Origin of the sequence: Enhygromyxa salina, from assembly GCF_002994615.1 — a bacterium.
Taxonomy (GTDB): Bacteria; Myxococcota_A; Polyangia; order Nannocystales; family Nannocystaceae; genus Plesiocystis; species Plesiocystis salina_A.
Map to the genome: position 1 here is coordinate 26832 of NZ_PVNK01000147.1, position 11923 is coordinate 38754.

Annotated in this window: 8 protein-coding genes; 5 read left to right on the forward strand and 3 right to left on the reverse strand. The window is 70.9% G+C overall.

Translation table 11 applies throughout. The annotated features are described in order from the left end of the window. Nucleotides 1-13 precede the first annotated feature (13 nt). Nucleotides 14-868, reverse strand: a complete 855-nt coding sequence (locus ENSA5_RS15555) for a hypothetical protein (RefSeq protein ID WP_146155729.1) — start codon at nucleotides 866-868, stop codon at nucleotides 14-16. A 482-nt stretch (nucleotides 869-1350) separates the two neighbouring features. Continuing rightward, entirely contained in the window at nucleotides 1351-2199 is an 849-nt protein-coding gene (locus ENSA5_RS15560) for a serine/threonine-protein kinase (RefSeq protein ID WP_106392449.1), read from the reverse strand. Nucleotides 2200-2303: 104 nt separating this feature from the next. Between ENSA5_RS15560 and ENSA5_RS15565 the strand changes: the two genes are divergently transcribed. Further along, nucleotides 2304-3923: a serine/threonine-protein kinase gene (locus tag ENSA5_RS15565; protein WP_106392450.1), complete on the forward strand. Its 1620-nt coding sequence runs from the start codon at nucleotides 2304-2306 to the stop codon at nucleotides 3921-3923. Nucleotides 3924-3925: 2 nt separating this feature from the next. Here ENSA5_RS15565 and ENSA5_RS15570 read toward each other — a convergent pair whose 3' ends face one another. After that, on the reverse strand, nucleotides 3926-4810 hold the full coding sequence (locus ENSA5_RS15570) for an SPM autocatalytic domain-containing protein (protein ID WP_106392451.1): 885 nt from the start codon (nucleotides 4808-4810) through the stop codon (nucleotides 3926-3928). Nucleotides 4811-4932: 122 nt separating this feature from the next. Between ENSA5_RS15570 and ENSA5_RS15575 the strand changes: the two genes are divergently transcribed. From ENSA5_RS15575 to ENSA5_RS36010, 4 genes are all read left to right on the forward strand, one after another. After that, on the forward strand, nucleotides 4933-9414 hold the full coding sequence (locus ENSA5_RS15575) for a hypothetical protein (protein ID WP_219906795.1): 4482 nt from the start codon (nucleotides 4933-4935) through the stop codon (nucleotides 9412-9414). After that, nucleotides 9411-10358, forward strand: a complete 948-nt coding sequence (locus ENSA5_RS15580) for a hypothetical protein (RefSeq protein WP_106392452.1) — start codon at nucleotides 9411-9413, stop codon at nucleotides 10356-10358. Before ENSA5_RS15575 ends, ENSA5_RS15580 begins: the two co-directional genes overlap by 4 nt. Further along, a complete protein-coding gene (locus ENSA5_RS15585) occupies nucleotides 10355-11536 on the forward strand; it encodes a hypothetical protein (protein WP_106392453.1) in 1182 nt (393 codons plus the stop codon). Before ENSA5_RS15580 ends, ENSA5_RS15585 begins: the two co-directional genes overlap by 4 nt. 205 nt (nucleotides 11537-11741) lie before the next feature. Next, on the forward strand, nucleotides 11742-11923 hold a 182-nt coding region (locus ENSA5_RS36010), incomplete at its 3' end, for a hypothetical protein (RefSeq protein WP_181197785.1).

An 11923-nucleotide genomic window follows, 5' to 3' on the forward strand; every position in this document is an offset into this window, starting at 1 on the left:
AAGCTCCCGATCGTCAGAGGCCGGCGCCGCCGCACTCTTCGAGCTGACAGCCGCCCGAGTCGAGCTGCGCGTCGAATTGGAAGTAGCCGAGGCTGTAGCCGAGCTCGCCGTCGCCCGCGATCACGCCGACGCTGACCGGAGCGTCGGTCGCGACGAGGTGGTGCGGCAGCAGGTCAAAGGAGACCTTGTCGTCCGTGGCGTTGAGCGAGGCCGTGACCCGCCCCGCGGCGCAGCCGGCCGTCAGGCTCCCACCCACGAGCTGCGCGACCTCGAAGCCGCAGTGGCCCTTGCCATTGAGCAGGGTCTGCTCGCCGTCGAGGTCCCAGGCCGTGAACAGCAAGTCGACCCGTTCGGTGCCGTCGAGCTCGAGCTCGAAGTGGACCTTGTCAACGAAGTCGCCGCCCGGCTGCGTGGGGCTGGACCCGAGCTCGGGCGCGACCAGGGTGAGCGTCGGCGTGCCGCCGTGGGCGAGCGCGACGTCGCCGAGGTACTCGAGGTAGGCGACCTCTCCGGGGTAGGCCACGATCCGATCTGCGGCGGCCACGAGCACGCTGGTGTCGTCGCTGCTCTCGGTCACGGTCACGGTCACGGTCGCGGGCAGGGCGAGGCGCAGACCGACCGGCTCGATCGTGACGGCGTCGCCTCGTTGCTCATAGCCAGCTGTGGTCAGCGAAGCTTCGGCCCGGTAAAGAACGATCTCGGTCTCGCTCGCGAGCGCACCCGCCGGGATGTCGACGGTCACGGCGCCACCGTTGACCGCGCCACCCTCGGGCCCGATCCAGGCGCGGGCGAGCTCTAGATCTTGGTCCGGCGCGCAGGCCAGGGCCAAGCAAGAGCCGCACGCGAGCCGCAGCAGCCTGCGGTGCATTGCACCACGGACTGCTGGAGTCGCCCAGGACCGACGAGCAGAGCTCATGGACTCGGATTAGGGGTGGGTCGTTCGAAGTCAAATGCGCTCGCTCGGCGCGCTCGTCACTGTTGACAGTGAAGATTTGGCCAAATGTGGCGGTATCCGCCGCGATTGGGGAATGACAGCTTGTGAGTTGTCCCAACGCCCTACCAGGCACGTTGAGTTTTTGCGCGATGACTCGATTGTGTGATTGTCATTGTGGCTACTGAATCGGCACAACACTCCAGGCGCCGTACGCTCGATCTCGCAAGCTGATCCCGCGGCGCCTGGTCGAGGTCAGCGGGGCAAAATAGGGCAGGATTGGCCGCTCGACGGGAAGGCTCAGCACCTACAAGGGACGACATGTGTCGTTTGTGCGAGAGGCCTTCGATCCCCAGCTCGCCGAGGCGCTCGAGCCCCGCGCGGACCAGGGCTTGGCTTGCTCGCGCGAGCGCCTCGGTCTACAGGGCCAAGCTCTCGAGCGCCCGGCGAGCGGCGTGGGCGCTGGCGAAGCGCTCGTCGGGCCGCTTCGCCAGCAGCGTGGCCAGGATCGCGTCGAGATCCGGAAGCTTCAACCCCGGGTCGAGCTCGCCGAGCGTGGGCACGGGCGCGTTCAGGTGGGCCTGCCACAGCTCGGTGACCTCTTCGGCCTCGAAGGGCCGCTGCCCGGTCAACATCTCGAACAGCACGATCCCGACGGCGTAGAGATCCGTGCGCGCGTCGACGGGTTCGGCCAGCATCTGCTCGGGCGCCATGTACTGCGGCGTGCCGAACACGACCCCGGTTCGGGTCAGGCGCTGGCACTCGTTGGACCCGAGCACGTCCGTGAGCATCTTGACCAGGCCGAAGTCGATGAGCTTGGCCTGCTCGCCGCCCTCGGTCCGGGCCAGGAGCACGTTCTCGGGCTTGAGGTCGCGGTGGACCAGGCCGAACTGATGGGCGTGGTGGAGCCCGCTGAGCACCTGCTGCGCGATGGTGACCGCGCGCAGGGGCACGAGCGGGCCGTGCTCGAGCTCGGTCGCGAGGTCGTGGCCCTCGATGTACTCGAGCACGAAGAACAGGGCGCCCTCGTCGGTCACGCCGACCGCGTGGAGCCCGGCGACGTTCGGGTGCGCGAGCATGGCCTGGGCGCTGGCCTCTCGCTCGAAGCGCGCGGCGAGCTCGGGCGAGGTCGCGACCTCGGCGTGGAGGCGCTTGATCGCAACCGGGTGCCCGCGCTCGTCGACGGCCCGGTAGACGACGCCCATGCCACCCTCGCCGAGCAGCGCCTGGACCGTGTAGCGGTCGAGCAGGGTCTCTCCGATCACCATCGAACGCTCGCCGACATCGGTGTTCGCGTCAACCCGGCGAGCGGCGAGCGGCGACTCTGGCAGCTCGACGCGCGGGGCCGGACCGCTGATAGGATGAGAGGCGCATGGCTGAGAAGCCTGAAGATCTCGAAGAGTTCGGCGACACTGAGCTGCAGATCGGCTCGCTGTCGGAGCTGACGGTTACGGGGCGGGGCGTGCCAATCGGAGGGCGCGCAGGCCCAGGGCCCTCGGCGAGGCCGCGATCGATCGCGACCCCGAGCCGGATCGGCCGCTACACGGTCGACCGAGAGCTCGGCGCCGGGGGCATGGGCGTCGTGTTCCTTGCTCGCGACCCCGACCTCGACCGGCGGGTCGCCGTCAAGTTGCTCGGCCCGGGCTCGAGCGCGGGCCGCAACCTCGGCCGGGCCTCGGCGCGGATGCGGCGAGAGGCCCGGGTCATGGCGCGGCTCGAGCATCCGAACGTGGTCCGGGTGTACGAGGTCGGCAACGCCGACGGGCACCTGTTCGTGGCCATGGAGTACGTCGACGGCGTGACCCTCGACGCGTGGCTCGCCGAGGCTCCGCGTTCGTGGGCCGAGATCGCGGCGGTGTTTCTTCAGGCCGGTGAGGGCCTGCTCGCCGCCCACGAGGTCGGCATCGTTCACCGCGACTTCAAGCCGAACAACGTGATGGTCGAGGCCGACACGGGCGCGTCGCAGCTGGTCGGGGTCCGGACCCGCGTGCTCGACTTCGGCCTCGCGGGCCTCAGCGACGCGCCCGAACTCGACGATGAAGATCTCGACGGGGCCCAAGCGGAGCGCGCCGCCGAAGACGCCGCGCGTCTGACGATGACCGGCGCGATGATGGGCACGCCTGCGTACATGCCCCCCGAGCAGTTCGCGGGGACGCCAGCCGACCACCGCGCCGACCAGTTCAGCTTCTGTGTCGCGCTCTACGAGGCGCTCTACGGGGCCCGGCCCTTTCCAGGCGACACGCTCGAGGCCCTGCGCCAGTCGGTGCTCGCGGGCGACCATCGCCAGCCGCCGATGGCGTCGGGGGTGCCGCCGTGGCTGCGCGCGCTGGTCCTGCGCGGGCTCGCGGCCGAGCCGGATCAGCGCTGGCCGTCGATGCGCGAGCTGCTCGTCGAGCTCGCCAACAACCTCGACGTGGCCGTGTCCGACGAGCTCGGGCGCAGCGCGGGCCGCAACGTCCGCACCTGGCTGCTCGGGGCCATGGCCGTGCTCGTCGTCAGCTCGGCCTCGGTGGTGTTCATGCTCTTCGCTGACCAGCGCGACGCCATCGTTCATTGGTTCGCGGGCGCGATCACCCTCGCGATCGTGATCGTGATGTTCGCGTTTCGGCGGACCTTCGCGAGCAGCCGCTACAACCGGCGGATGGCCGCGCTGTTGATCGCAACCGCGCTCGGCTCCTTCGCCAACCTCGCCACGTCCACGAGCGAGGCGCTCCCGCTCGTCGTCACGGACCGCTACAACCTCATGCTCCTCGCTGCGCTCTCACTCGTCGGGAGCGCGAGCCTGGAGCCGCGCCTGGTGCTCGTGTCTGGCGCATGCGCGCTCGCGTGGGCGCTGGCGTTTTGGTGGCCCATCGCCGCAGGTGCCGGCTTTGTCCTTGGTCTGGCCCTGACCGCCGGGTTGCTGCTCCTGGGCAGCACGACGGGGCGCCAGCACGGGGCGACGATCTCGATGTCGATGCGCGGATCCTCGTCGCGGGGCGCCGATCGCTGAGCTCACTGGCAGCTGAGGTAGATGTCGACGATCTCGCCGACCCCACCCGCGAACTCGAAGGCCGCGCGCTGGACCCCACAGTTGCCCCGCTCGTCGCACTTCGTCTCAACCCAGTAGTCCACAGCCAGGCGCTCGATCCCGCTGTCCGCGAGGGGCTCGAGCTCGGCCGGCGTCGAGCGGCGATCCGCGTCCCAGTCACGCCACAGCATCAGCTCGCCAAAGCGCGCGTCGCTGGCGTCGACGCTGCCGTCGGCGTTGCTGTCGAACTCGGCGAGGGCCGCGAAGCCGTGCTCGGCGTGGCGCCCGTCGGCGAGCCGTGAGCCCGAGCCGAACAGCTCGTTGCCGCCGTCGATGCTGCCGTTGCCGTCGAGGTCGACGACCAGCCACGGGGTCGCGGCGGTCGGCCAGTCCGTGCTGATGCAGGAGTTGGCGCGCATGCTGATGTCGAAGGTCGCGGCGGGCGTGGACTCCTGGGCGATCATCTCGACGGGCCGCTGGTCGAAGCGCAGGACCAGCGGGGTGTCGCAGAATTGCTCGACCCACATCGGCTCACCCCCGACGACCTTGCAGCGGTAGTCGACGCCCTGACACAGATCTTCGTCATCTTCCCCGCTGCTGGTCGGGCCCTCGTGCTTGCTCTCACCGGGCTCGCATTCGACCTCTTCGGGCGCGATGCAGGGCCCGTGCGAGAGCTCGCCGTAGCCAGCCTGAGCGTCGCCGTAATCCATGTAGCCGCAGTAAGACACCATACTGTCGTCGCAGCTCAGCGTCTCGCCGCTCAGCTCGCACGCCCGGCCCTCGTACTTGTGGCTGGTATCGCAGGCGGCGAGGAGCAGGCCGCTCAGGAGGGAAAGGCTCAGGCTGAGGATGATGCGGGGGGTCTTCATGGCTCGGCAAGGTTGTGCCGCGGGGCCACTCAATCGATCACGCCGACTCGAAACTGAGCGCTCCGCTGGTAGCCTCGCGCCAGGTCATGGGATCTCCTCGCGCGAGCCAGAGACTGATCCGCTTGAGCCAGGACGTTGGCGAGACGATCTGGCTGATGGACTGCATGGCCAGCGAGGGCGCGCCGATCTCGTCGACTCGAGCGCACCAGGTCCTGCGCCGCTGCTTGTTCGGCGCGGACGCGGCCGCGCATCAGCTGCGCCGCTTCGCGATCACGCGCGCCCTTGGCGAAGGCGCGCGCGCGGTGTCCGAGGCCGAGACGCTCGCCCGCTTGCTGAGCGCGGTCGAGCGTGGCCACCTCCAGCTGCGCTCGATCTCGACCGCGGTCCTGCAGCCGACGGGCCGCGTGCCGGTCGCGCCCGCGATGCCGAGCGAGCTCCCCGAGCCCGAGCCGGTCGAGCTCGACGATCGCGCCCTGATGATCGTCCGCTGTGACCCCGAGCTCGGGCCCGAGGCGCTCGCCTACTCCTACCTGATCCGCGACCTCCCGAGCGCGACGCTGCGGATCTCCTCGGACAGCTTCCCTGGCACCGTGATCCACGAGGTCGCGCTCGGGCCCGAGGAGATCGCCGCGGGCGTCCACGAGGCGCAGTGGGACGGCGTCGTCACGGCCGCGGGCGAGGACCAGGGCCGACGCCTGCGCGCCCGCTTTGGCCCGGCCCGGCTCGAGATCATTCACGACGACAGCTACCGCGACGCGGCGAGCTTCACGATCCCGCCGCTGCGCGTCCACGCGATCGACATCGAGGACACCCACTTCAACTTCGATCGCTCGATCATGCTCGCCGACGTCGCCCGCGTCGACGGCAGCGAGCCGGTCCTCGACGCGCGCCGCATCACCGGGCTCGGGGTCATCTACGCCGCGCTGGTCCACGCGGGCCACCACCCCGAGCAGAAGATCCTCGTCGTCGGTCACAGCGATCCCAGCGGCCCGACGAGCTACAACCAATCGCTGTCAGAGAAGCGGGCCGAGAACGTCCAGCTGTTCTTGTTCGGCGACCGCGAGGGCTGGCGCACCCTGTGCGACGCCGAGTCCCACACCGACGACGTCCAGGCGATCCTGACCTGGCAGGCCCGGCGCGCGGGCTGGGACTGTGACCCCGGGCCGATCACGGGCTCCAACAACGCCAAGACGCGCGCGGCGATCGGCCGGTTTCAGGACCGCTACAACCTCGAGGTCGAGAAGACCGCCGACGAGGGCCTGGACCTGCCCTACCGGGCCAAGATCGGCGTCGACGACACGGTCGGACCCGAGACCTGGGGCGCGTTCTTCGACGTCTACATGCACGAGCTCGTCCGCCTCCTGGAGGTCGAGGGCGTGTCCGAGGTCGAGGCCAAGATCGCCGCGCTGACGCAGTTCGACTCGCTGCCGAAGTTCATCGGTTGCGGCGAGCACGTGCCCTTCGAGTCGGGCCGCCGCGAGCCCTTTGAAGACGACGACGAGCGCGAGCGAGCGCAGCGAAACCCCTCGGATCGCCGGGTCGAGCTGCTGTTCTTCGACGACGTCGAGCCGCCCGAGCTGGTCTGCCACACGGGCAGCACCTGCGACCCGACCAACTGCCCGCTCTACACGACCGGCGAGTATCGCCACCACGAGATCGGGGTCCCGCGCGGGCTGCAGATCGGCGAGGTCGTGCTCGAGCTGAGCTTCGAGGATCCGGCTGGCGTGTGTCACCGGCTCCCGGCCGGGCTCGAGCTGAGCGTGGAGTTCGACGACGCGAGCACCGAGGCTCACACCCTCGGCGCCGACGCTCGCCTCCAGTTCGTGACCGCGCGCGACAAGACCAGCTTTGGGTTCTCGATCGCGCCCGGCGAGGCTCGCTACCTCGTCCTCGCGCCCGACGAGGGCGGCGCGCAGGTCTCCGAGCTGCTCGACCGTGACGCGGCCCTGGCCAGGGTCGACGAGGGCGGCCGCATGTTCAAGCTGCCCGAGCGCTTTGACACCCGCGACTGCGAGTGGCGGGTGCCGTCCGAGCTCGCGTTCGAGGACGGGCAGTTCACCAAGCTCGACGATCCTGCCACCCAGATCGGGACCCGCGTGGCCCCGGCCCAGGTCGTGCTGGTTCCGCGCTGGCAGCACTTTCGCTTCGAGTACTTCGATCGCTGGCGGGGCGCGGCGAGCTCGATCCCGCAGCCGCGACCGCGCAGCGACGAGACCCCGCCGCTGGTCCTCGAGGGCTACCTCGGCCACGGCGACTACGAGCACGGGCCGAGGGATCCGCCGCTCGCCGAGTCGGTCTGGGACCTCGAGGCTGGCGCCCACACGGTCCACTGCGTCGCGTGGGTCCAGCGCGAGGTCTCGTCGGCGCCTCCGGCCGCGGACGCCCCGGCCGCTCCGCCCCCCGAGCCTGGGGACGAGGGCCCGCCGCGGGCGATCCCCGACGCCGAGTGCCTGGTCCGCTTCGTGTTCCCCGAGGCGACCTTCGTCCGGACCGATGGAGCCCCCGACCAAAGCTCCGCGACCCGAACCATCGAGACGATCGCCGAGGGCCACGCCCGCCGCGACGAGGTGACCAAGGCCGGGCTCGAGCGCCTGCGCTACTACGACCTCCCCCGCGAGTGGTGGTCGCGCGGCTACTTCGCGCGCCTCGGCTCCGAAGCGGCCAAGGATCGCCGCCTGTTCCAGACGATCACAGCCGCCAGCGCCCACGACGATCCCTTCGTGGTCGGGCTCGACGATCTGGTCCTGTGCATGCACGCGACCACCCCAAACCCCTTCGACCCGCCGCGGGGCGAGCCCGTCGATCACCAGCCCACCGATCACTACACCTGGGAGGACGACGACGAGCACCGCTTCACCCTGTGGAGCGCCGAGCTCGAGGCCTACAAGCCGATGGCGGGCGACACCTACTTCACCGACGTGACCAAGCTCGAGCCGCCGCCGAGCAAGGCGGTGATCCTCGACCACCCGCCCTTCACCCGGATGATCACGCGCGGGACCGAGGTGTTCGACGTGTTCGAGCTCCGCACCGTTCGCAACACCTTGTTCGACGCGATGCCGATCGGCGCCCGCGTGGCCAAGGCCTGGCGCGACGCCCACGAGTCGCCGTTTTACTCCTTCGACCCCAGGTACGAGGCGCCGCGGGCCGACGAGACCCGCGTGGCGAGCCACGCGGTCGGCGAGATCGCGACGATGGTCCTGCGTTGCTGCGGCCAAGAAGACGGGCGCGAGCTGTTTCGCGTGGCCCAGTACGCCCCGGCGTGGTTCGACTTCAACCCGGCGAGTCCGCCGAGGGGCGCCGCGATCGTGCCCCCCGTGCCCGCGGCCACGGCCCTGGCCGAGATCCGCGAGTGCCTGCTTGCGGTCACCAGGCGCTGGAACGGTCAGGACGGAGTCAACGGGCTTCGGACCCGGTTCGAGATCGGCCCCGCTGACGACCCGAGCGCGCTCGGCCAGTTCCACGCGCTGCTCGTGCGCGGCGTCGACGGCCCGCTGACCCATCACTATCGCGTCAACATCGTCGCGGACGCGCGGGCCTTCATGGCGACCAACTGCGCGTGGGAGCGCGCCGACATGAAGGCCGAAGCTGACGGTAGGTTCACCGCCGCGCACGAGTGGGGCCACGCCTTCGGCAACCCCGACCACTATATCGAGAAGGCCAAGAACGCCTCGCTGTGGACCGACGGGATCCGCGATCGCTGGCGCAGCCCCGGCTGCCCCTACAGCTTCGACGTCAAGGGCATGATGAACGGCGAGGAGCTCGAGCCGCGGGGCTACGACCTCTGGCACCTGCTGCTGTGGATGGCCGAGGCGGGTCACAGCTTCGCGGGCCAGACCGAGCTCGCCGTCCGCCAGGGGCTCTACCGCTACACCACGAGCGTGACCCCGCGAGCTCAGGACCGCGCCCGGGTCCCGGTGATCAGCAAGGTCGCCCAGCCGGTCGGCGCGAGCGGGCTGTGTGATCTGTTCGCCTACGCCGGGGGCGTCGACGGCTTCAACGGTGGTGATGGCCTGTATGGGGCGAGCGTCGCCGCGCCCTGGGATCTGATCGTGATCTGCAGGGTCAAGATGGCGATCACGCTGAGCGAGACCGAGCACCAAAGCTACGACGGCGGCAGGTTGTTCCTGCGCACCGTCCACCGAACGATCAAGCGGATCTTCAACGTCGAGCGGAGGCTGCTCGCGCGGGGCACCTACGCGGGCCGCTCGGTTCGGGCGCGGATCCTGTTCTCGCCGCGCTTCATCTCGCGGACCTACCCGACCGGCGCGGGCACCAACCGGACCGACTACCTCGCGGAGCTTCGCGGCGCGCCGACCAACGCCGCGAGCTACGCGAGCGCGGTCACGAGCCTGATCAGCGAGAGCCCCGTCCACGCCGAGATCCTCGCGGTCGAGGATCCCGACGACCACGGGATCACCAACGCGAGCTCCAACCCACGCCGGGCCAAGCTCGACACGGACGACCTCGAGGACGAGATCGTCGAGATCTTCGGGCGCCTGATCGGCCTGAGCGACCCCGAGGACGCCGAGGCCAGCGACTACGCGCCGCTCGTCAGGGCGCTGGCTCCCGTCTTTACCCACAGCTCGCTGGAGTTCGTCGAGTGAAGGGGCCGCTGCTGGTGAGCGCGCTGGTCGTGGGCTCGTGTCAGGCCGCGGGTCCGAGGACCGACGCGCCCGCGGGGGACCCTGGGCCGCGCGACGAGGGCGTCGCCGACCGTGGCGCCGACACCCGCGAGCCGGCCGCGCCGCGGGACCCCGACGTCGAGCCGCCGCTGCGCTGCTCGATGGCCGGGCAGGCCTGCCCATCGGCGGGCCTGCCCCGCTTCGGCGCCCAGCTCGACGCCGAGGGCTGGACGCGGCTGCGGGCGTTGGCCGGCCAGGGGCTCGTCGCCGTGGTCCTGGCCGAGGACGGTCGGAAGGTCGAGAAGGTCGAGCTGGACGAGGGCTGCCGACCCCCGGGTCGCTACCACGAGGCCGTCGCCGCGCCCGAGAGCCCCGGTCGGGCCTGGGCCTCGGATCGACTCGCGTTCGCGCCCGACGAGCTGGGCGGGTGCGCTCGCGCCACCCACTTCGTCGCCAGCTTTGCGGTCCGCGGCGACGCCGACGGCGAGGCGGTCGCCCTGCCGCTGCCCTGCCCACCCCTCGGCAGCGGCACACCCCGGGCGTGCATCGGCGCCGGCCTCGACGACCCCGCCCGCGAGGCCCTGGCCCGCTCGAAGTGGGCGCTGGCCGAGCCGCTGATCGAGCGCGAAGACTGGGCCGGGTTCGAGGCCGCCGTCGCGCCGCTGGTCGAGCTCGCCGCGCTGATGCCCTCGGCGTGGAGCTACGAGGCCCTCGCCGGCCACCTTCGCTTCCTCGATCACGAGCGACACGGCGGCTGCCTGTGGTCCGCCGAGGCCTCGTTCGCGGCCCAGGCGTTGCGCTCGGGCCCCGGGGCCGAGCCCCGCGTGGCCCCCGATCACGAGCACCTCGACTGCGAGACCCGACCGAGCCTCCTGACCTGCTTCCCCGAGCGCTTCACGCCGGGCACCGGAGACAACTGCTGGTGAGTTGGCGGGAGATCGGCGAAGCCAGGCTCGACGAGCCCGTGCCCGACGCGCTGACTCTGCGCGCGCCGAGCGAGGCCTGGCCCCACGTCAGCGGTGGCGCCGCGGGCAACGGTCGCGTGGCCCTCGAGCTCGGCTACACCCGCGGGTTGCTGTGGACCTGCGAGCTGCCCGAGGGGCCGCCAGTGCTCGAGCTGCTCGCGCTTGGGGATCGCGTGCTCGCGCTCCGGACCCCGGCTCGAGACCGGCGCCAGCGCGTCGAGCTGATCGACGGCGAGGGGCGGCACGTCCGCACGATCGAGGGTCTGTGCGGCGACTGGGCGATCGACGTCCCGCGCGAGATGCTGGTCGGGCGCACGACCGATGCGGAGCTCGGCGCGTGGTCACTGCGCGATCCTCAGGCCCGGCCGATCTTGGTGTTCAACCGCCTCGGCGGCCGCGAAGTCGACGCGCTTCGCTTCGTCGACGACCTGCTCATCGCCCTCACCCACGAGCCGCGGACCCTCGGCGGCCCGCCTTCGGACGTGATGATCGACGTCGTGCGGATCCCCAGCTACGGCGATCTCAGCCGCTGGCGGACGCTCCGCGGTGTCACCCGCGTGGCCGAGCGCATCACCGACCAGATCGACCGCGCGGTCATTGGCCTCGACCCCGCCGGGGTGATCTTGGCCACCGAGCACGAGCTGTGGTGGGGCGACTGGCGCTTGCGTCAGCGAGGGCGCCGAACGCTGGAGGCGGCCACGGTCCCGCTGCGCTCGTGCCCGCGCGACGACGGCAGCGGCTGGCTGCTGGCCGAGCACGAGGGCCGGACGCAGCTGTGGCAGGTCGTCGTCGGCAAGCGCATCGCAGCCCACCTGCTCGACGCGGGCCTCGCCGACGCCGAGCTGCTCGTGGGGCCCGACGACGGCGTCGTGGTCCCCGGCTCGACCCAGGTCGCAAGCTTCGACCCCGAGGGCGCCGAGCGCTGGAGCGTCGCGCGGGAGGGCGATCCGACCGGGCTGATCGATGAGCACGGGATCGCGCTGTTCAGCGACGCCGGGTCGCTGATCTCGATGGATAGCGACGGCGCGCGAGCGACGGTCTGGATCGCCCCGGAGTCCATTGCGCGGCTCGGCCCGCTCGCGGCCACCAACGAGCGGCTGTGGGTCGGTGCGGATCGCTTGGTCTTCGGGCTGCGTTGAGCGGCGATCCCTGCGGCGTTCTGGCTCCATCGATTCCAAAGACGCCGAGGCAGCTGCCGCTTTTTTCGCGAGGTGCTCGACTTCGCTCATCTCGAACGACGACCGGGGCCCCAGCCTCGTCATCACGCACGGAATGCGGGGTGCGCGAGCGTCTGAGCACGGCGCGGCTTGGATTCTTGGCTATGCTCGCGTTATGGGCTCTTGTGTGTCACGCGTGGCGTACTTGTTGTGTCTGTCTCTCGTCGTGGCCTGCGGCTACGACGAGGTCTCGGACGGGGGGTCCGGTGAGTCGGGCAGCGGGGACGAGACCGACGAGAGCGGAGACAGCAACGGCGACGACGACGAGGACGGGGACGGGGGCGGAGACGGGGATGGAGACTCTGGGGA

Bases quoted from the DNA above. Each gene is read 5' to 3' on its own strand.
- ENSA5_RS15555 (WP_146155729.1), bottom strand. From the start codon at position 868: ATGCACCGCAGGCTGCTGCGGCTCGCGTGCGGCTCTTGCTTGGCCCTG.
- ENSA5_RS15565 (WP_106392450.1), top strand. From the start codon at position 2,304: ATGGCTGAGAAGCCTGAAGATCTCGAAGAGTTCGGCGACACTGAGCTG.
- ENSA5_RS15560 (WP_106392449.1), bottom strand. From the start codon at position 2,199: ATGGTGATCGGAGAGACCCTGCTCGACCGCTACACGGTCCAGGCGCTG.
- ENSA5_RS15570 (WP_106392451.1), bottom strand. From the start codon at position 4,810: ATGAAGACCCCCCGCATCATCCTCAGCCTGAGCCTTTCCCTCCTGAGC.